Genomic DNA, 20,214 nt, shown 5'->3' on the forward strand with positions numbered 1-20,214 from the left:
AAGAAACGGAAAGGACTTGAACTTTCATGACAACTTCAACAAACACACAACAGCAAGCCACCTTAAGAAAACAAGTAGGCCAATTTTCTGGTGCTGACTCGAAAAAAAGTATCATGCAGCTCTTCAATACATTTATTCCATTTTTGGGGCTTTGGTTTCTTGCCTATTATAGCCTGAACATCTCCTACCTTTTAACCCTCTTCTTTGCGGTTATTGCAGCTGGTTTTTTAGTACGTGTCTTTATTATTTTTCACGACTGCTGCCATCAATCCTTTTTCAAACAGAAGCCACTAAATCACCTGTTCGGTTTTGTAACGGGCGTACTCACCCTTTTCCCTTATCTTCAATGGCAAAGAGATCATTCAATTCACCATGCCACAAGCAGTAATCTAGACAAACGAGGTACTGGCGACATTTGGCTCCTGACAGTCAAAGAATATCAAGAAGCATCAGCTTGGACGAAATTCCGCTACAGATTTTATCGTAATCCTTTTGTGATGTTTATTTTAGGACCGATCTTTGTTTTTCTCTTAAAAAACCGTTTCAACGTCAAAAATGCTCGTAAAAAAGAGCGCTGGAACACGTATTTCACAAACGTGAGCATCATTGCGCTAGCAGCTGCAACGTGTCTTCTTTTTGGCTGGCAGGAGTTCCTACTTGTCCAAGGTCCAATCTTCCTGATCTCAGGATCAATCGGTGTATGGCTGTTTTATGTGCAGCATACATTTGAGGATTCTTACTTTGAAGAAGATGAACATTGGAATTATGTGCAGGCAGCAGTAGAAGGCAGTTCTTTTTACAAATTGCCAAAGCTTCTTCAGTGGTTAACAGGCAATATCGGTTATCATCATGTCCATCATTTAAGTCCAAGGGTACCGAATTATCACTTGGAGCATGCACATGATCATAGTGAGCCGCTTCAAAATGTTCCAACTATCACTTTAAAAACAAGTATCGAATCAATGAAATTTAGACTTTGGGATGAAGAAACGAAAGCATTCGTTACCTTTAAAAAAGCACGGCAATCTAAGAAGATGCCTGCACCTGTCATTAAAGGAGACATTCTGAAGAAAAATGCATAATTGGTGCAAGCTCTTTCTTACACTAGAAGGAGCTTGTTGCCATTTACAGGATGCAACCATATGTTGAATTTGATAAAGTAAGGAAAAGAACGAAAACGGAAAAGGTGGCACACGGATGAAAAAACAGTTTAAAATTCAAAAATTGCATGGGATTTCTCCCTATATATGGGCCATTTTTTTCATCCTGCCCTTCTATTTTATCTTAAAAACGCCTACGACTTTAGGTATTGTCATTGGCATTATTTTGAATGTGGTTTTTTTCGGAGTGTATCGTTTTGCCTTTGTCGCAAAAGGATGGGCTTTATATGTACTCGGTCTTTTATTGATTGCGATTTCTACAGGCTATGTGATGCTCTACAGCTATATTTATTTCGCTTTTTGCATCGCCTATTTCAATGGGCATATTAAAGGAAAAGTACCTTTTTATATCTTATACTATATTCATCTAGGGAGCGCCGCCGTAGCAGTGAACTTTAGCTTGATTTTAAAAAAGGGATGGTTTCTCACACAAATTCCTTTTGTTGTGATCACACTCATTAGTGCCATTCTCCTTCCTCTCAGCATTCGAAGCCGTAAAGAACGTGAACGCCTTGAAGAGAAATTAGAAAATGCCAATGAACGGATCGCCGATCTTGTAAAGCTTGAAGAAAGGCAGCGCATCGCACGTGATCTGCATGACACCCTTGGACAAAAGCTTTCTCTCATTGGCTTAAAAAGTGATCTTGCCCGTAAACTCGTCTATAAAGATCCTGAACAAGCTCGCGCCGAACTGAAAAGCGTCCAGCAGACAGCCAGAACGTCTCTTAATGAAGTTCGCAAGATTGTTTCTTCCATGAAAGGCATTCGAATCAAAGATGAACTGTCGAACATCGAGCAAATTCTCGAAGCAGCGGGGATTGAATTGATTTATGATGAAAAGGAAGCGCCAAAACACATCTCTCTTCTTAACGAAAACATTGTGAGCATGTGCATCAAAGAGGCCGTGACAAATGTCGTCAAACATAGTGATGCGACCGTTTGCAAAATCACCATTCATCAAAAATCAAAGGAAGCTATCATCACAGTCGAGGATGACGGGACATTTAAAGGCGATGATCCACTCTCTCCAATGAAGGGGCATGGCCTTTTAGGAATTAGAGAAAGATTGGAATTTGCAAATGGGCGCCTGCGTATTGAGACAAAGGACGGAACAAAGCTGATCATGAGCATTCCAAATGATTCAGCAGCAAAAGACAAGGAGGGGATGAAATGATCAACATTTTTATCGCAGAAGATCAGCAAATGCTGCTCGGTGCGCTCGGTTCACTTCTTGATTTAGAAGACGATATGAAGGTTGTTGGAAAAGGTACGAACGGCCAGGACGCCATCGATTTTGCCAAAAAACACCCTGTTGATATTTGCTTAATGGATATTGAAATGCCAGGAAAAACGGGACTTGATGCAGCGGAAGAGCTCAAAGGAACAGATGTAAAAATCATCATTTTAACGACCTTTGCCCGCTCTGGTTATTTCCAAAGGGCGCTCAAAGCTGGCGTCAGCGGCTATATGCTGAAAGATAGTCCAAGTGAAGATCTGGCAAGTGCCATTCGCAGTGTGATGAAAGGGAAAAAGGTGTACGCCCCTGAATTAATGGAAGACTTATATAGTGACGAAAACCCTTTAACAGATCGAGAGAAATCCGTACTTGAACTCGTCGCCGACGGCAAAAACACAAAAGAAATTGCTAAGGAGCTCAGCATTAAAAGCGGCACTGTCCGAAACTACATTTCCATTATTTTAGATAAGCTAGAAGTGAAAAACCGCATTGAAGCCATTACACGCTCAAAAGAAAAAGGCTGGTTTAAATAAGAAAAAAGATCAGGACACATGCTGCCTTGATCTTTTTTTCTACCAAAAATCTCCTCTCCTATTTTTTATCACCAACGATCAAAATGTAATTGACAACAGACCGCACTTCTATGATATGATATCCAAGTGATAATAATTATCATTATCACTCATACAATCAAATACCCGGCTTATGTGCCGATTTCAAAGGAGTCTACATTCATGAAGAAAATATTGTTCCCTCTGATGCTCATCTTTGTACTTGCATTGAGCGCATGTGGCAATAGCAGCAGCTCTTCCTCAAATAAAGGAAATCCATCAACATCATCAGACAAAATTACATATGAATCTGAAAATGGCCCTGTGAAGCTGCCAGCGCACCCAAAACGTGTCGTTGTACTTGGTTCCTACACAGGTAATGTGATGTCACTTGGTGTGAACCTGGTCGGCGTCGACTCTTGGTCAAAAAAGAACCCTCGCTTCCAAAAGGAATTGAAAAATGTGGAAGAAGTGTCGGATGCCAATGTCGAAAAAATCATGAAGCTTAAGCCTGATGTCATCATTGGCTTAAGCAATACAAAAAATGTAGAAAAACTTAAAAAAATCGCACCAACCGTCTTGTTTACGTATAACAAAGTCGATTACCTTCAGCAGCATATTGAAATTGGAAAAGTATTAAACAAAGAAAAAGAAGCCAAAGCATGGGTAAAAGATTTTAAAGAACGCGCAGCTGAAGCAGGAAAAGAAATTAAAGCAAAAATCGGTAAGGATGCGACCGTTTCTGTATTTGAAAGCGGCACAAAAGATCTTTACGTGTTTGGAGATGCATGGGGCCGCGGCACAGAAATTCTCTACCAAGCAATGAAACTAAAAATGCCTGAAAAAGTGAAAGAAAAAGCATTAAAAGCTGGCTACTATGCCGTTTCACAGGAAGTCATTCCTGAATTTGCTGGAGACTATATGATCATTAGTAAAAACAGCGAAATGGACAATTCCTATCAAAACAGTGAAATTTACAAGTCCATCCCAGCTGTGAAAAAACATCGTGTGTATGAGGCAAATGCAGAAGAATTCTATTTTAATGACCCACTCACACTCGAGTATCAACTATCATTCTTTAAAAAGCACTTCTTAGGTAAATAAACTGAAGCAAGGGAGCCCTTCCCTTGCTTTTTTCTTGTCTGCTTCTAGCGGCAGCGTCTTTTTTCCGCTACAATTACATACAAGCGAATACAAAAAGTGTGGTGCTGGTTTTGTTTAAAATTTTACTGATTGAGGACGATACAACCCTCTTCCAAGAAATCAAAGAACGTCTAGTGAACTGGTCCTATGATGTATATGGGATTCACGATTTTCAACAGGTGATGCAGGAATTCACTTCTGTTCAGCCTGATCTCGTCATTATCGATATACAGCTTCCAAAATACGATGGTTTTCACTGGTGCCGGATGATTAGGCATCATTCAAATGTACCGATCATCTTCCTCTCCTCTCGTGACCATCCTGCTGATATGGTCATGTCAATGCAGCTCGGTGCCGATGATTTTGTACAAAAGCCCTTTCACTTTGACGTGCTCATTGCCAAAGTCAGTGCCGTTCTTCGCAGAGTGCATGATTATAATGCAGAACCGGCCAGCTTAAAGGTATGGTGCGGCGCTACGATTGATCTAGAAAAAAACACCGTGACCAATGATCACGGTGAAGTGGAATTAACAAAAAATGAACTGTTTATTCTCAAGGAATTGATTCAGCATAAAAATCATATTGTCAGCCGGGAATCACTCATTCAAGCATTGTGGGAGGATGAACGGTTTGTCAGTGACAATACACTTACTGTGAACGTCAATCGTCTTAGAAAAAAACTAGATGAGATCTCCCTTGGAACCTACATTGAGACAAAAGTAGGCCAAGGTTATCTTGCAAAAGAAAAGGATGATCAATGATGCTGCAAGCATTTTTAAAAGAACGAAGAAGCTGGATTCTGTTCTTTCTTAGTTTGCAGCTCCTCATTCTGTTTGTTGCTTTTTTGGATACGACCATTCCAATGGCGTCTCTTTTTTATATTGTTTTATTATCTACGTTTTTCATGATCGTCTTTCTCTTTTTCCGATACCGTAAAGAAACGGCGTATTATGAGCGTCTGAAACAATGGGATGATCATATTGATCATCAAATGCGGCTTACTCCATCTTCCCCATTTGAGCAGCTTGTACATGATGCGACGTCTGAGCAAATTGCCCGCTACCGGAAAATGGCGGCAGAACAGCAAATCGCTCTTGAAGAAGAGAAGGATGAATTGCTCTCATGGATACATGAAGTGAAAACACCTCTCACAGCGATGCACTTAATGATTGACCGCTTAACAGAGCAGCCGCTCAAATCGAATATGACGTACGAATGGCTCAGAATTCATTTATTACTCGATGCCCAGCTGCACCGAAGCAGAATACGTCATATCGAAAATGATTTATTTATTGAACAGCTGGACCTACAAAGCATCCTATCAAAGGAAATCAAAGCGCTCCAATCATGGTGCATGCAAAAAAGGATCGGGTTTGAACTCACGCTTGAAGAACGTCACGTATTAAGTGATGCAAAATGGTTATCCTTTATGATCAGACAGGTGCTCACAAATGCAGTCAAATACAGTCATTCGTCTGATATTGCCATTGAAAGTAAGCAAATCAATGACCAAGTGATGCTGACGATTACAGATCAAGGCAGAGGAATAGATCCAAGAGACCTGTCTCGTATTTTTGAAAAAGGCTTTACCTCAACGAGACATCACAATGACACCGCCTCAACAGGAATGGGGCTTTATTTAACGAAAAAAGGAGCAGACGCTCTTCATATCAAAATCGAGGTCAACTCCACGATAGATCAAGGCACAACCTTCACCTTCATCTTTCCGAAAAAGAATGATTTTGTGCATATTGCGAGCATGTGACAAAATAGACCAATCAAAATCTCTTCGCATTTGGTTCCCAAGCAAGTGCGAAGAGATTTCATTCTTTTATTTAAAAAATGCTCTCTGCCTCTTGACGCACAACATCTCCCATCTTTCTACGTCTATAAATACTTAAAATCATCCCAACAGCCATCAATTCTAACAGAATATGAGAACCGCCATAGCTCATGAAAGGCATGGCCAATCCAGAAAAAAGCAGCAAGCCGAAATTATTAGCAATGCTTAAAATTAATTTTGCTGCAAACACAGCTGCAAAACCTGTCATCAGCATTTTTCCATAAGCCATTTTTACGCGTTTTGTTGTATGAAAGAGTCGGTAAATAAAAATGACAAACAACATGAGTACAACGGCTCCTGCTAGCCAGCCAAATGAAAAAATGACATATGTAAACATCCAATCAGTGTGAACCTCCGACATTGCAGAAGGAATGACATGAAGTCCGTTTGGGCTAAATTCATGGACTGTGTAAAGGTGCCTACCTGCTTGTAAATGAAAAAATAATTCAAACATTAGATATAAACCACCTGCTGCTGCCAGCGGAATGATTTGTCTTAAACGTGCACTAGACACATACATCATCGTTAGGCACATGACAAAACAGATGACAGTTGCAGGAAGAAAACCGATTGTACTGATTAACATAACTGGTAAAGCCATCAATCCTACTCCAAGCCAAGCTTTAAAACCATTCTCCCAATTCCATGAATGAAAAATACCTGCTAAAGATACAGTCACAAGAAATGGTACGACCTCTGTCAAATTGATTGAGATATCGCTTAATCTTAAAAACAGAACACCGTTTACTCTTATGCCAAAAATCATCGTCAGAAGCACCATTCCAAGCGTTCCTATGTATAAATGCCAAGAGTATGACAATAAGCGCCGGTAATCGAAGGAAAATAAAACAAACATAAGCACTAGTCCAACTAAATAATAGGTGAGACTTTTATAAAAAATATTCATATCTTGAAGATTTGTAAACCCTGAATGAAACTGCAAAAAGTACATGACAAGCAGCCCAAAAGAACAGGCGGCTAACACAAGAAAAATCATTTTAAAATCCATTTGAGTTTTATGTGTTTCATGAAGTTGCGCTCCAAGAATGGCCGCTTCCCCAATTTGTTCTAGCGCTTGATCCACCGCCTCTTCTTCAGACATCCCAGCATTCATCGCTTCCTCTTTTAGTGTATATAAATGATCCATAAGTTCAAGCTTGATTTCCGAATGGACATCTTTATTTTTGACTCGTTTACATACATTCTTCATATACTTTTCAAACTTTTTCTCTAATCCCATGCGATTTTCTCTCCATTCAACACGCCATCCACTGCATTTTTGAAAACATCCCATTCTTCTTTCTTTTCCTTCATAAATGCTTTTCCTTGTTCATTTATTTTGTAATATTTTCTTTTCCGGTTGCCATTCCCTTCGCCCCAGTAAGAGATAATGAATTCTTTCCCCTCTAAGTTGTGCAAAATAGGATAGATTGTTCCTTCTTTAAAGCTGAAAATACCTTCCGACTTCTCCTCCAATGCTTTGATCATTTCATATCCATACATTGGCTTTTCACTTAACAAGCTTAATATTAGGGTAGCAGTACTTCCCTTTAAAAGCTCTTTACTTACTTTCATTTCTGGTCACTCCCAATACATAGATTTACTATGCATATATTTAATATGCATATCATACATGATTAAAATGACCATGTAAACTCCTAAACGTCTTAATACCAAGAAAAATCCAAGAAGATTGATACATTACAATGAAAAACAGATAAAATGAATGTGTGAGAATCAGAAACAAACTTAAACAAAACATGTGAACTGTTTTAAAAAACAAGCATGTGACAACAATGTCACATGCTCGCCTGTTTTGTTCGCCAAATCGAAGGAAGTGCGGCGGGCTTCTTTTTATACTAGAGGTATCAATTAAATAGAAAAGGGGATCGACAAATGAACATTTTAGAAGCTCGCAAAATATATAAAAGCTACGGAAATAAATTCAACAAACAAGAGGTGCTGAGTGGCATTGATTTGACCATTGAAGCTGGAGAATTCGTCAGCATTATGGGGCCATCAGGCTCGGGGAAAACAACCCTTCTGAACGTATTGTCCTCTATTGATCATGTGTCCAGCGGATCCATTCGTATCGCAGATGCTGAGATGACACAAATGAAGGATCAGCAGCTCGCAGAATTTAGAAAAAAGCAGCTTGGCTTTGTTTTTCAGGATTATAACTTACTTGATACACTCACGGTCAAAGAGAACATCCTCTTGCCATTATCCATCTCCAAAACGCCGAAAAAAGAAGCTTTTGAACGTTTTCAACAGCTTGCTGAGGACATGGGCATCTATGAACTAAGAGACAAATATCCAAACGAACTCTCTGGCGGACAAAAGCAGCGGACATCAGCGGTTCGTGCCTTCATTCATGAGCCGAGTCTTATTTTCGCGGATGAACCTACCGGAGCGCTTGATTCAAAATCTGCATCTGATTTACTCAATAAGCTGCAAGATTTCAATCGAAAACGAAAAGCGACCATTGTCATGGTGACACATGATCCTGTGGCAGCAAGCTATTCAAGACGCGTCATTTTTATCAAGGACGGCCAAATCTATACTCAGCTGAATAAAGGTGCTTTAGAGAGAAAGATGTTTTTCGAAGATATTATGAAAACGCAAGGTGTTTTAGGCGGTGTGAAGCATGAACATTAATCAGCTCATCCTCCGTAACTTGAAGAAAAATTTAAAAAATTACTATTTATATGTGTTTGCTCTCGTGTTTAGTGTGGCGCTCTACTTTTCTTTTGTCACCTTGCAGTATTCACCAGCACTTGATGATGTAAAAGGGTCCATTAAGGGCGGTGCATCGATCAAAGCCGCTTCGGTACTGCTCATCGCCATTGTTGGGATCTTCCTGTTATATGCGAACAGCATTTTTATTAAACGCAGAGGGAGAGAAATAGGCCTCCTTCAGCTCATTGGCATGACGAAACAAAAAATTGCCAAACTGCTTAATGCAGAAAATTTTATTCTATACGTATTCTCCATGGCTGTTGGCATCATAGCTGGATTTATCGGTTCAAAACTCATGCTGATGGTGCTATTTAAAGTATCCGGCGTCAGCGCCATCGCCAACCTGCACTTTTCAGGCATGGCCCTTTTGCAGACACTGATCGTCTTTTTCATCATCTATGGATTAATCATGTTAAGAAATCGATGGTTTATTAACAGACAGACCATTTTATCTTTGTTTAGAACTACGTCTTCTACAGAGCAGCGTGTGAAAAAAATCTCTGTGTTTGAAATTATCATTGGGGTTCTAGGTATTGTCTTGATCAGCTCAGGCTATTATATTTCTTCTCAGCTTTTTAGCGGCTCATATACGTCCATGCTTGAGTTATTGTTAGCCATGATCTATATTCTAGCCTCTGTCATTATTGGTACCTTTCTTTTCTATAAAGGCTCTGTTTCATTCATTGCCAATATCGTACGTAAAAGAAAAAATGGCTATCTCGCTATTCATGAAGTTCTGTCTCTTTCATCTATTATGTTCCGGTTAAAATCAAATGCACTGCTTTTAACGATTATTACAACGGTATCTGCACTTGCCATCGGGTTGTTATCTTTAAGCTACATTTCCTATTACTCAGCAGAAAAAACCGCTGAACAACAGATTCCATCCCATTTCGTCATGGGCTCAGAGAAAGAAGCCGATACCTTCACTCGTGCACTTTCTGACAAACATATTGCGTATGAAAAAAAGCAGTTCAAGGTCATTCAAGCGAAGTTTGACGCAAAGAAGATCATGGATTCAGAGATAAAAAATATGAATAATGATCCAGGCGTCTTAACACTGCCTGTGATCAGTGAGAAAAACGCACCGAATATTCATGTGGAAGGCAACGAAATCATCTTAAGCGGCTACAGTGATTTATTGAAGAAATTCATGCCGATTCAAAGCTCAGGTGATGTGAAACTACTTATCAAGAAACCCCTTGATTTAAAGGTCATTGATATGAAGAAAGATTACCTCATCTCTTACAAATTCACTTCTGGTGGTCTGCCTGTTGCCGTCGTCAGTCAAAGTGTCTTTGAGCAGCTTGACCAGCAGAAAGATCCTAAGCTGCAACTTGAGAATAACCAATATAATGCGGTCAATATAAAAGATGATCAAAACCTTGAACAATCGAATGATGTGTTTACCTCTTTAAAACTAGGTGACAACAGCATGTCTCAATTAGCTTCAGCTCAGCAGCAAAAGCAAACAATAGGACTGATGATGTTTGTGGTTGGATTTCTAGGTCTAAGCTTCCTTGTCACATCAGGCTGTATTTTATACTTCAAACAGATGAATGAAAGTGAAGAAGAACAAAGCTCTTACACGATCTTACGTAAGCTTGGCTTTACAGAGAAAGACCTATTAAAAGGCATCCGACTCAAACAACTGTTTAACTTTGGGATTCCGCTCATCATTGGATTGCTGCACAGCTACTTTGCTGTACAGTCAGGCTGGTTTTTATTCGGCGGTGAATTGTGGACTCCAATGCTCATCGTCATGTCGATTTATACGGTTTTATATTCTATCTTTGGATTCCTGTCTGTCCAATATTATAAAAAGGTCATTAAAGAATCCTTGTAATCTAATCCCCATAGGCAGCTGCCTATGGGGATTGTTTGTTTATGATGGAGTTGATTCAAACTTGTGCGATAGAATATGATCTCTTGCCGCATAAGCTTTCCGTTTGACCTCTTCTAGGTTCACACCGACAAGTTTTCCGTTTCGTTTCACTGCTTTTCCAGCCACATAAACAGAATCAACATTTGAAGGGTGTGCCGTTTGTACAACCGCTCCAGCCGGATCTGTCATCGGCAGAAGATTCATGCTTGTCCGGTCGATTAGGATGAAATCAGCTTCTTTTCCAGGTGTGAGCGAGCCAATTTTATGATCAAGCTGTAATGCACGAGCCCCATTGATCGTCGCAGCCTCAAGCATTTGTTGAGCAGAAATTCCAAGTTCAGGCCCCGGCATGATTCCCTCCATCAGCAATGCTTGATTTTGGAGCGCGCGCTCTGCCTGAAGTCCGAATTTCATTTGAGCAAACAAATCTCCGCCTGTCGCTGTAACCACGTCTACACCGAGCGTTGGAAGAACACCTTGTTCAATCGCAAGTCCTGTCACAGGATAACCGTGACCCATCATCATTTCAATTTCAGGTGTAATGGATATGGAGCTTCCGCTGTCTGCCAGCATCTTCATTTGATCTGCATCGATTGCATTGATATGCACCATGTTGAGGTCAGGTCCAAGTAACCCTGCTTTGTGAAGCCGCTCAATCGAACGATCCTCCGCTCCCCAGTTCCCAAAGCCAATATGCATACTGCATAGAGCATCTAGAGACCGGGCTGTCTTAATTTCAAATACTGAAGTTTCCCATGAAGAAAACTCTGGTCCACGAATCGCAAGCCCCATTGTCAAAAGCTGATCTGACGATTGAAAATGCGTTTTTTTCACGCGTGCTGCGTCCTCCATATTGGTGAGCGTGCTCTCCCTATCCCAATACTCAGCATCTCCAGAGGAACCGAAAGCAAAAACAGCTCGAATGCCCGCATCCTTTAATCCTCCGATGAGCTCTTCTGTATGATCCATTGAATTGATCATCGTCCAGTCTAAACATGTGGTCACTCCTGCATCTAATGCCTCTAATGCCCCTAAATAATTCGCGATTCGATCATCGGATGGGCGTCTCATCGCACCATAGTTTCCGTAATAGATTTTGCTCAAATATGTCTGCAAAGACCAATCTGTGCCTATGCCTCGAATGACTGACTGCCACACATGACGATGTGTATCCACAAGCCCTGGCATGATCACCATATCGGACGCATCGACAATGTCAGCATCATTTGCTTCAATGAAAGGTCCAACCTCTAAAATGTGTGTCCCTTCAATTAATAAATCTCCTTTTTCTAAAAAACCTAAAGTTGGATCAAGTGTTAAAAGCGCCGCATCTTTAAACAATGTTTTCTTCATCCATATCCCCCTTTTCAAATGACGAGGAAGAGTTCTCCCACCCTCACTGTCATTTTAAAACATAAAAGGATCCAATTAGAAGAAAGGTGACTTCACTAACTGTTTTATGAGCTGATTTTTCTGAAATAGTTATAGATTCGTTTTAATTTGACGTCATGTTTTCCTTTTGGGCTTTCCATCATGCCGAACTCAAAGAACTTCACAGGTTTGATTCCGACATATTGTAAGAGGGCTCGTTTCATTAACACCTTGTGTGCATTTTGCAAAAAGAAGAGAGGGTAGTTGGTTGGCCCTTGCATCGTCGATACACAAACAGCACTTTTTCCTTTTAACAGTCCTTCTGGAAGCAGCCCGCCTGTTTGACGATAAGCAAAATTCGCAGCAAACATGCGGTCAATAAAGCCAAGCAGCATGGCTGGCGGTCTTCCCCACCAAATAGGATATACGAACACGATTTTGTCCGCCCATTTGATCTTCTCCTGATGCACCCGAATGTCAGGGTCCTTATGCATGTCACGCCTTTTTTTCTCTTTATTAAAAATCAGCACAGGGTCAAATTCTTCTTTGTATAAATCGATGATTTTCACTTCATGAACTAGTGGATTTTCTTCACTGCCTTTCATGATTTCTTTTAAGAAAGCACCATTTAAACTATTGTGATGGGGGTGAGTATAAATAATGAGTACATTCATGTATGAGCTCCTTTTATTATCATTTGATAACTAAATGATATACCCCTGTTGGATAGTTGTCAAATGATAATTGTTTTTTGATAATAATTTTGGTATGTTACGTAGGAGGTGATAAACATGAAACATCCCCATTTCTTCAAGGAATTCGTAGCATTTGCTTCTACTTTTTCAGAACTAAAACATGACCTAATGTACAAAGTCAAACCAGCTAACTTAACGACCTTACAATACTTGATACTAGAGCAGCTAGCTGTCAGCGAGCCGCTTACGCCAAGTGAAATTGCCGACTGTCAGCACATGTCTCTTCCGAATGTCAGCAGAGAACTGAAAAAACTACACGAGAAACAATTCATTGATAAAGAAGAAGACCGTGATGACAAACGAAAACACGTCATTAAGCTATCTGACAAAGGCCGTACTTGTATGAATGAAGCCTTCCAACATATCGAAGGGGTGCTATTAGACAGCCTATCTTCCTCCGATATAGAACAAATGGATGATATCGTACAAGCTCTCCGCCTTTTAAATCAAACGATTTTCAAAAAAGAACCTAAAAAAGCATGAGCGTATCGCTCATGCAAAGAAAATACAAAAAAGCGCAGGCCTCTCATCTGCCCAAACGCTCCTCTCTATTTTCTCTATGTACCTTTATACAATCAATTGATACGCAATGTATAACGCGACAAGCCAGATCATGACCGCTGAAGCTTTATTGATACGGTTCATCCACTTGCCGTTTGTATCTAACTTCCCTAGCATCTTCCCTAAAAGAGCGAGCCCAATAAACCATAACCAGGACACGATGTTACAAGCGAGTGTAAATGCCCATTTTTCTGCCCCGCTATATTGAAGCGAATTTGTGCCAATCACGCCAATGGTATCAAGAATGGCGTGGGGATTTAAAAGTGAAACTGAACAGGCAAAGAGAATTTGTTTTCTCGCAGGCATGAATTCCTGCTTCTCTTTAGCATCTGTTGATGAGCTTGTGTTCCATACGGACCATCCCATATAAACTAAAAAACAAAATCCAATGAGATAAAGACACATTTGTAGCATAGGAATGGTGAACACCACAACAGAAACCCCAATGACAGCTAACGCAATTAAAAGTGTGTCACAAAGAGCAGCAGTAATCACGACAGGTAAAGCCTGATATAATCGCGGCTGAAGGGCTCCTTGCTGAAACACAAATACATTTTGTGCGCCTAATGGTAAAATGAGGCCAAAGGCAAGCACAATTCCATGAATGATGGCAATGAACATCTTCTAACATTCTCCTTTTCCAGCAATTCCTACACATTTTAACATAAAACATCATGATCGCTTCCAGCAGATTTGTTTTTCCATAAAAAAAGCGCTGGATGCTTTCATCCAAACGCTTTTCGTTTATTCATCATGATCCTTTTCGTGCAAGCTCTCTTTCTCTCAGCTCGACACGACGGATTTTCGCTGACGGTGTTTTTGGCAGTTCGTCAATGAATTCAATTTCTCTTGGGTATTTGTAAGGTGCTGTTGTGTTTTTCACATGAGTTTGCAGCTCTTTGATCAGCTCATCACTTTGCGCTGATTCATCACGCAGGACAACATATGCCTTCACGATGGATCCTCTGATTTCATCTGGACTCGCCACAACCGCACATTCTTTAACTGCTGGGTGTTTAATCAGTGCATCTTCTACTTCAAACGGCCCAATGGTATAGCCTGAGCTGACGATGATATCATCTCTGCGGCTTTCAAACCAAAAGTACCCATCTTCATCCTTTTTCGCACGGTCACCGGTAATAAAGTAATTCCCGCGGCGCTGCGTCTTTGTACGCTCTTCATCTTTGTAGTATTCCTTAAATAAAGCCGGCGTTTCGAGATGGACCGCAATGTCACCAACTTCTCCAGGAGCGCACACGCTGCCGTCCTCATCAATGATCTCGACTTCGTTGCCAGGTGTGGGTTTCCCCATACTGCCAGGCTTGATGTCCATTCCTTTTAGCACCCCTACGAGCAGTGTGCTTTCTGTTTGGCCATAGCCGTCTCGTACTTCTATATCGAAATGCTTTTTGAATGTATCAATGACTTCACGGTTGAGCGGCTCTCCCGCAGACACGGCACTATGTAGCTTTGGAAGCTCGTACTGACTTAAGTCATCTACTTTCGCCATAAATCGGTATTCTGTCGGCGTACAGCATAGGACATTGATTTCATTTTTTTGAAGCAGCTCTAAGTACGTATTTGGATTGAACTTCCCTCCGTATACAAAGCCTTCTGCCCCGCTTCCTAACACAGATAAGAGAGGGCTCCATACCCATTTTTGCCAGCCTGGTCCTGCTGTCGCCCATACTTTATCCCCTTCATTAATGGAGAGCCATGCTTTGGCAGCAGTGCGTAAATGTGCATATGCCCAGCCATGTGTATGAACAACCCCTTTTGGGTTGCCTGTTGTACCAGATGTATAGGATAAGAACGCCATATCTGTACGTGTTGTCGGAGCCATTTGCAGCTCGCTTGATTGCTCTTCCTTTTGCGCAAGAATGTTTGTCCACCCATGATCGTTTTCACCGATTGAGAATGTTTTAAAATCGTTTGGCTGGTTGGTTCCGTCGAACGATTGAATGAATGAAGAGTAAACGATCGCTCCCTTTGCTTCTGCATGTTCAATTCGGTAATCTAAGTCTTTTGCACGCAGCATTTCTGAACAAGGAATGACGACCATTCCTGTTTTCAAGATCGCTAAATAAATGCTATATGCTTCTAGCATGCGCGGCACCATCACAATGATTTTATCGCCTTTTTTAAAGCCTGCATTTAATAATACATGACCAATTTTATTTGCTTCTTCCACTAAAGATGCATACGTCACATGTGCTTCGTAGCCATTTCCATCCTGCCAGTGCAGGGCCTTTTTCTCCTTGTCATGACTGAACGCTTCAATCTCACTGACTAAGTTATATTGTTCTGGTGCAATTAAGTCTTCTCTTTTCATGGTACAGCTCCTTTTAGCCTCTTTCTATGAAACGAAACATGTTTCAATTTACCTATTCTAACACTCATAACTGAAAAATGCTTGGATTAGGACCTACTCCTAGTATTATGCCATAATTTTTTCATTCCGTCTTCTTTTTTGTAAATATTCAAACTATTTTTATGTACAAATAGAAAAGAGCGGGAATGATCCCGCTCCTAAGCCATAGCTTTTTAATTGTGTGTCTTAGAAAGATCCGCCACCCATATGTTGTTGAGCGTAAGATACAAGACGCTTAGTGATTTCTCCACCAACTGATCCGTTAGCACGAGAAGTTGTTTCTGCACCAAGGTTTACTCCGAATTCAGAAGCGATTTCGTACTTCATTTGGTCGATTGCTTGTGCAGCGCCTGGTACTAGTAATTGGTTAGAACTGCTTTGTCTGTTTTGTTGAGCCATGTGTTCTCACCTCCTTGTGAATATAGAATGTGTAGAAACACATGACTTCATGCGATTGTTTTTATGGTAATTATTATGAAATTTTTATTTTAGAATAAATCAGCGAATTCGTCTGCCGCTTTCTTCTCTTTTGTGACGATGATCGTTTCGATTTGCTCCACTGCCTCATCGAGCATTGGCTCGAAATCAGCAAAGCTTTCGTATCGTTCTACTTTCTCAAGCTTTGGTTTTGTTTTAGGAGATGGCGGCGTAAAGATTGTGCAGCAGTCCTCGAAAGGCTGAATGCTTGTCTCGTATGTGCCAATTCGTCTCGCTTCATCAATAATGTCATTCTTATCAACCGCAATGAGCGGGCGAATGATTGGTGTATTGGTTACATGGTTAATGGCATACATGCTTTCAAGTGTTTGACTTGCGACTTGTCCAAGGCTTTCACCCGTAATAATCGCAAGAGCATCACGCTTCTCTCTTATTTTATCTGCAATTTTCAGCATCATTCTCCTTGTTGATGTCATCGTATAGTTTTCAGGTACTTGTTTGTGGATCAGCTCTTGAATTTTTGTAAAAGGGACAATGTGAAGCTTCACTTCGCCTCCATATGCAGCTAAGCATTCTGTCAGGTCAATGACCTTTTGCTTGGCACGTTCACTTGTATATGGGGGACTAAAGAAATGGACAGCCTCAATTTGAATCCCGCGTTTCATCGCTTGATAGCCGGCAACTGGGCTGTCAAAGCCGCCTGAAAGCATGAGCATCGCTCTTCCACTTGAACCAACCGGCAGTCCGCCTGCACCTTTGACATCTTTGAATGTAATATATGTCGCATGTTCCCTTATTTCAATACGCAAATGCACATCCGGCTGTTTGACATTGACCGTTAAGTTTTCTGTATTCCTCAGCACATGTCCGCCAATTTCGCGGTTCATTTCATTTGAATCAAGTTCAAATTGTTTATAAGAGCGTTTCGTTGAGACCTTAAATGTATTTCCTTGTTCATATACTTCCTGTACAGCTGTGAGTGCCGCTTCTTTGATGGCATCGAGATTTGTCTCACATTTCACCGCAAGACTAAAGCTTTGAATGCCAAATACACCTTTAAGCTGTTCTGAAATCGGTTCAGGGTCTTCTCCGTTCAGCATAATCGTAATGCGGTCTCTATCAGATGCATACTTTAATGCTGCAAAGTCTTTCAATACAAACCGGATATGCTGCCTTAGTTTTTCAATAAATTTCTTTCTATTTTTCCCTTTTGTTGAAATTTCACCAAAACGGACTAAAATATGATCATATTTCATGTTGTTATCTCATTCCTTTTAATTTTTTCACACTTTGTGCGATCGATGTGATGATTTGCGGTGCTAGCTCTGGTCCTTGTCCATACGTCAAGCTGATTCTCATACTGCTTTTTGCCACTTCTTCCGGTTTCCCCATCGCTAGGAGAACTTGGCTTGGCTCCTTTTTCTTAGCTGAGCAGGCAGAGGTTGTCGAAACATATATCCCTTCTTTTTCAAGCATATGGAGAAGGACCTCGATCTGAATACCTGGCACTGAAAAATTCACAATATGCGGCGCACTTTGCGTCAGCGGTGTGTTGATGACAATACCTTCTATTTCTCCAAGCTGCTTTAGCAGCTGCATTTTTATGTTGAGCATTTCATCATGATGTTTTTTCAGCAGCTCGAATGATTGTTTCATGGCTTTTGCTAGGCTGACAGCACCAGCAGGGTTTTCAGTACCTGAACGCAGGCCTAATTCCTGCTCTCCTCCTGTGATAAAAGGGGCAAGCACTACACCTTTTTTTAAAAAGAGCGCTCCTGTGCCTTTTAAGCCATGAATTTTATGACCAGATATCGTCAAAAGATCCACATCCAGTTGTTTATCAAGTGCTACTCTGCACATCCCCTGCACCCCATCGACATGAAAAAGGGCATTTTCAGCATGCTCACGAATCATGCCAGCAGCTTCTACAATCGGCTGGATGGCACCCGTTTCGTTATTAACGTGCATCATACTGACAAGAACTGTATCAGGGCGAAGCACTTCTTTTAAATGATTCATATCTGCATGACCATGCTCATTTACTTGAATATAGGAGATATCAAAACCAAATAAAGCCTTCAGCTGTTCAAACGATTCGATGACAGAGGGATGTTCAACGGCTGTTGTCACAATATGTTTCCCCCGGTTCATTTTGGCGAGAGCTGCTCCTTTAATGGCAATGTTGTTCGCTTCTGTTGCACCAGAAGTAAAGATAATCTCATATTGTTTCAAGCCTGTATAGTGAAGCATTTGTTTTCTCGTTTCATTTAGCAGCCGGCTTGCATCAATTCCTAGCTGATGAAGCGATGACGGATTACCAAAAAAACGTTCACTCACTTGCTGATATACTTGTAAAACCTCTGGGTAAGGCTTGGTTGTTGCACTATTATCAAGATAGATCATATTGTAACTCCTTACAAAAAACTTAAAAAATAAATGCATTTATATGTTACCATAATGAAGTCAGACATAGAATTTTCTGAAAATGGCAGTTGACAACTTTTCATTTTCACTATATCATCCATAGTGCCATTGGCACATAAACATTTTAATTGTCAGAATATTTTAATTTGGCACACTACACTGATTAAGGAGGAACTATTTTGAAAAATAGTTTAAGTATAAAGGAGACGCTAGCCATTGGCCTAATGCTTTTTGCATTATTCTTTGGCGCAGGAAATATGATTTTCCCACCTGTTCTTGGACAATATGCGGGTGAGAATGTATGGCTTGCCATCGGTGGATTTTTACTCACAGGAGTAGGTCTTCCGCTTCTTGGAGTGATTGCAGTCGCCCTTACAGGTACCGGTGCAAAAGGCCTTGCAGATAAAGCACACCCAAAATTCGGGACCATCTTTACCGTTATTTTGTATTTATCTATCGGGCCATTTTTCGCTATTCCACGAACTGGTACGGTTTCGTATGAGATAGGATTAGCTCCATTTCTTTCAGGTGCCCAATCCACTTCATGGGTACCACTATTCATCTTTACTGTAGTATTTTTCACTATTTCATACTTGCTTGCTTTAAATCCTTCAAAGCTGGTTGATCGAATTGGTAAAATTTTGACACCGATCTTATTAACTGTAATTGCTATTATTGTCATTAAAGCCATTGCTACGCCAATGGGAATGATCGGTGCTCCTGATGCAACCTATAAAGCAAACCCGCTCTTTACTGGATTTTTAGAAGGCTATAAAACAATGGATGCTCTTGCTTCTATCGTATTTGGAATCGTCGTGGTGACAGCTGTTAAGGACAGAGGCATCACAGAGCGTAAATCTCTTGCAGCAGCTTGTATTAAAGCAGGACTCGTGGCAGCTGTTGGGCTGGCACTCGTATACATTTCACTTGCTTATGTGGGTGCTTCAAGTCCCGATGCGACGGGAATGGTTGGAGCAAATGATGGCGGCAAACTGCTTTCACTTTCTGCAAACTTTTTATTCGGTTCTGCTGGTAACATTGTTCTTGGCGCAGCCATTTTATTCGCTTGTTTAACGACTAGTGTTGGACTTATTTCATCTTGTGGAGAATATTTTTCAAAGCTCTTCCCTAGCCTGTCTTATCGCACAGTCGTTCTGATCGTATCTTTATTTAGTACACTGGTTGCAAACCTTGGACTGGCACAAATTATCTCTCTATCTGTTCCAGTTCTTGTAACGATCTATCCACTAGCCATTGTCATTATTTTATTGTCATTCCTTGATCGCTGGATTAACGGAAGAAGACTCATTTATATCGTATCTCTTATCTTTACTGGTTTCTTCGCCATCATTGATGGATTATTAGCTGCCGAAGTTAATCTAGGCGGCTTGCCTGGCATCTTGAAATCAATTGTTCCGTTTTACGATTTAGGCATTGGCTGGATCATACCAGCTGTTATCGGTGCTGTGGTTGGTTTACTTATTTCGATGTTTACCAGCCCGCCAAAGCAGCTTGTCTCATAATCATCGCAAGCTAAAACATCCCCTTCCAAAGAAGAAGGGGATGTTTTTTTATTGTTCTTCATATACTAAAATAGAAAAATTCATGACTTTTGTACGTAAACACATGTTGACATCAGGCGTACATCCTTTATAATTAGTGATTGTTAATGATGAACGGTTACCTAGCAACTAATTAACAGAATATTTCAACATAATAATGGAGGCTTTAAATGC

The 20,214-nt window shown here is 40.6% G+C and carries 19 protein-coding genes; 10 read left to right on the plus strand and 9 right to left on the minus strand.

Annotation, left to right across the window (positions count from 1 at the left end):
• Positions 1-26 precede the first annotated feature (26 nt).
• The 6 genes from desA to SB660_RS15530 all read left to right on the plus strand — a co-directional run bounded on the left by desA (position 27) and on the right by SB660_RS15530 (position 5,856).
• Positions 27-1,082, plus strand: a complete 1,056-nt coding sequence (gene desA, locus SB660_RS15505) for a Delta(5) desaturase DesA (protein ID WP_180310373.1) — start codon at positions 27-29, stop codon at positions 1,080-1,082.
• Positions 1,083-1,197: 115 nt separating this feature from the next.
• Positions 1,198-2,334, plus strand: coding sequence for a sensor histidine kinase (locus SB660_RS15510; RefSeq protein WP_410583203.1), 1,137 nt, complete (start codon positions 1,198-1,200; stop codon positions 2,332-2,334).
• A complete protein-coding gene (locus tag SB660_RS15515; RefSeq protein ID WP_268466365.1) occupies positions 2,331-2,930 on the plus strand; it encodes a response regulator transcription factor in 600 nt (199 codons plus the stop codon). The genes SB660_RS15510 and SB660_RS15515 overlap by 4 nt, the downstream gene beginning before the upstream one ends.
• 201 nt (positions 2,931-3,131) lie before the next feature.
• Positions 3,132-4,052 carry an iron-hydroxamate ABC transporter substrate-binding protein gene (locus SB660_RS15520; protein ID WP_180310370.1) on the plus strand — a complete coding sequence of 307 codons (921 nt, stop codon included), beginning with the start codon at positions 3,132-3,134 and terminating at the stop codon, positions 4,050-4,052.
• Between the two features lie 110 nt (positions 4,053-4,162).
• Entirely contained in the window at positions 4,163-4,852 is a 690-nt protein-coding gene (locus SB660_RS15525) for a response regulator transcription factor (RefSeq protein WP_148660152.1), read from the plus strand.
• Positions 4,852-5,856, plus strand: a complete 1,005-nt coding sequence (locus SB660_RS15530; RefSeq protein WP_410583206.1) for a sensor histidine kinase — start codon at positions 4,852-4,854, stop codon at positions 5,854-5,856. Before SB660_RS15525 ends, SB660_RS15530 begins: the two co-directional genes overlap by 1 nt.
• Before the next feature lie 70 nt (positions 5,857-5,926).
• On the opposite strand, the gene SB660_RS15535 is transcribed toward SB660_RS15530, so the two are convergent.
• Positions 5,927-7,174 carry an FtsW/RodA/SpoVE family cell cycle protein gene (locus SB660_RS15535; protein ID WP_410583208.1) on the minus strand — a complete coding sequence of 416 codons (1,248 nt, stop codon included), beginning with the start codon at positions 7,172-7,174 and terminating at the stop codon, positions 5,927-5,929.
• Entirely contained in the window at positions 7,165-7,509 is a 345-nt protein-coding gene (locus SB660_RS15540; RefSeq protein ID WP_058015067.1) for a PadR family transcriptional regulator, read from the minus strand. The genes SB660_RS15535 and SB660_RS15540 overlap by 10 nt, the downstream gene beginning before the upstream one ends.
• 321 nt (positions 7,510-7,830) lie before the next feature.
• Between SB660_RS15540 and SB660_RS15545 the strand changes: the two genes are divergently transcribed.
• Entirely contained in the window at positions 7,831-8,592 is a 762-nt protein-coding gene (locus SB660_RS15545) for an ABC transporter ATP-binding protein (RefSeq protein WP_012010889.1), read from the plus strand.
• On the plus strand, positions 8,582-10,519 hold the full coding sequence (locus SB660_RS15550; protein ID WP_410583210.1) for an FtsX-like permease family protein: 1,938 nt from the start codon (positions 8,582-8,584) through the stop codon (positions 10,517-10,519). The genes SB660_RS15545 and SB660_RS15550 overlap by 11 nt, the downstream gene beginning before the upstream one ends.
• A gap of 39 nt (positions 10,520-10,558) precedes the next feature.
• Here SB660_RS15550 and SB660_RS15555 read toward each other — a convergent pair whose 3' ends face one another.
• Both SB660_RS15555 and SB660_RS15560 read right to left on the minus strand, forming a co-directional pair.
• Entirely contained in the window at positions 10,559-11,911 is a 1,353-nt protein-coding gene (locus SB660_RS15555) for an amidohydrolase family protein (RefSeq protein ID WP_410583212.1), read from the minus strand.
• A gap of 104 nt (positions 11,912-12,015) precedes the next feature.
• Positions 12,016-12,603 (minus strand): NAD(P)H-dependent oxidoreductase, encoded by a 588-nt coding sequence (locus tag SB660_RS15560; protein WP_410583214.1) that lies wholly within the window; start codon positions 12,601-12,603, stop codon positions 12,016-12,018.
• A gap of 117 nt (positions 12,604-12,720) precedes the next feature.
• On the opposite strand from SB660_RS15560, the gene SB660_RS15565 reads away from it, so the two are divergent.
• The gene (locus SB660_RS15565) at positions 12,721-13,167 is read left to right on the plus strand and encodes a MarR family winged helix-turn-helix transcriptional regulator (protein WP_268496744.1); all 447 of its coding nucleotides are present in this window, start codon (positions 12,721-12,723) and stop codon (positions 13,165-13,167) included.
• 84 nt (positions 13,168-13,251) lie between these two features.
• Here SB660_RS15565 and SB660_RS15570 read toward each other — a convergent pair whose 3' ends face one another.
• The 5 genes from SB660_RS15570 to SB660_RS15590 form a co-directional block, all read right to left on the minus strand.
• Entirely contained in the window at positions 13,252-13,866 is a 615-nt protein-coding gene (locus SB660_RS15570) for a LysE/ArgO family amino acid transporter (RefSeq protein ID WP_410583216.1), read from the minus strand.
• A 130-nt stretch (positions 13,867-13,996) separates the two neighbouring features.
• Entirely contained in the window at positions 13,997-15,577 is a 1,581-nt protein-coding gene (mbcS, locus tag SB660_RS15575; protein ID WP_061409103.1) for an acyl-CoA synthetase MbcS, read from the minus strand.
• Positions 15,578-15,802: 225 nt separating this feature from the next.
• A complete protein-coding gene (locus SB660_RS15580; protein ID WP_024424829.1) occupies positions 15,803-16,015 on the minus strand; it encodes an alpha/beta-type small acid-soluble spore protein in 213 nt (70 codons plus the stop codon).
• A gap of 89 nt (positions 16,016-16,104) precedes the next feature.
• On the minus strand, positions 16,105-17,310 hold the full coding sequence (gene thiI / locus SB660_RS15585; RefSeq protein ID WP_339163472.1) for a tRNA uracil 4-sulfurtransferase ThiI: 1,206 nt from the start codon (positions 17,308-17,310) through the stop codon (positions 16,105-16,107).
• Positions 17,311-17,314: 4 nt separating this feature from the next.
• Entirely contained in the window at positions 17,315-18,457 is a 1,143-nt protein-coding gene (locus tag SB660_RS15590; protein ID WP_339163475.1) for a cysteine desulfurase family protein, read from the minus strand.
• 200 nt (positions 18,458-18,657) lie between these two features.
• On the opposite strand from SB660_RS15590, the gene brnQ reads away from it, so the two are divergent.
• Positions 18,658-20,001: a branched-chain amino acid transport system II carrier protein gene (gene brnQ, locus SB660_RS15595; RefSeq protein ID WP_061409113.1), complete on the plus strand. Its 1,344-nt coding sequence runs from the start codon at positions 18,658-18,660 to the stop codon at positions 19,999-20,001.
• Positions 20,002-20,214 lie beyond the last annotated feature (213 nt).

Source organism: Bacillus sp. SIMBA_005, from assembly GCF_046535585.1.
Classification (GTDB): domain Bacteria; phylum Bacillota; class Bacilli; order Bacillales; family Bacillaceae; genus Bacillus; species Bacillus pumilus.

Coding starts and splice junctions, on each gene's coding strand:
- SB660_RS15590 (WP_339163475.1), bottom strand. CDS start 18,457: ATGATCTATCTTGATAATAGTGCAACAACCAAGCCTTACCCAGAGGTT.
- SB660_RS15535 (WP_410583208.1), bottom strand. CDS start 7,174: ATGGGATTAGAGAAAAAGTTTGAAAAGTATATGAAGAATGTATGTAAA.
- SB660_RS15540 (WP_058015067.1), bottom strand. CDS start 7,509: ATGAAAGTAAGTAAAGAGCTTTTAAAGGGAAGTACTGCTACCCTAATA.
- SB660_RS15570 (WP_410583216.1), bottom strand. CDS start 13,866: ATGTTCATTGCCATCATTCATGGAATTGTGCTTGCCTTTGGCCTCATT.
- SB660_RS15545 (WP_012010889.1), top strand. CDS start 7,831: ATGAACATTTTAGAAGCTCGCAAAATATATAAAAGCTACGGAAATAAA.
- SB660_RS15555 (WP_410583212.1), bottom strand. CDS start 11,911: ATGAAGAAAACATTGTTTAAAGATGCGGCGCTTTTAACACTTGATCCA.
- SB660_RS15560 (WP_410583214.1), bottom strand. CDS start 12,603: ATGAATGTACTCATTATTTATACTCACCCCCATCACAATAGTTTAAAT.
- mbcS (WP_061409103.1), bottom strand. CDS start 15,577: ATGAAAAGAGAAGACTTAATTGCACCAGAACAATATAACTTAGTCAGT.
- SB660_RS15530 (WP_410583206.1), top strand. CDS start 4,852: ATGCTGCAAGCATTTTTAAAAGAACGAAGAAGCTGGATTCTGTTCTTT.
- desA (WP_180310373.1), top strand. CDS start 27: ATGACAACTTCAACAAACACACAACAGCAAGCCACCTTAAGAAAACAA.
- SB660_RS15550 (WP_410583210.1), top strand. CDS start 8,582: ATGAACATTAATCAGCTCATCCTCCGTAACTTGAAGAAAAATTTAAAA.
- SB660_RS15520 (WP_180310370.1), top strand. CDS start 3,132: ATGAAGAAAATATTGTTCCCTCTGATGCTCATCTTTGTACTTGCATTG.
- SB660_RS15510 (WP_410583203.1), top strand. CDS start 1,198: ATGAAAAAACAGTTTAAAATTCAAAAATTGCATGGGATTTCTCCCTAT.
- thiI (WP_339163472.1), bottom strand. CDS start 17,310: ATGAAATATGATCATATTTTAGTCCGTTTTGGTGAAATTTCAACAAAA.
- SB660_RS15580 (WP_024424829.1), bottom strand. CDS start 16,015: ATGGCTCAACAAAACAGACAAAGCAGTTCTAACCAATTACTAGTACCA.
- SB660_RS15515 (WP_268466365.1), top strand. CDS start 2,331: ATGATCAACATTTTTATCGCAGAAGATCAGCAAATGCTGCTCGGTGCG.
- SB660_RS15565 (WP_268496744.1), top strand. CDS start 12,721: ATGAAACATCCCCATTTCTTCAAGGAATTCGTAGCATTTGCTTCTACT.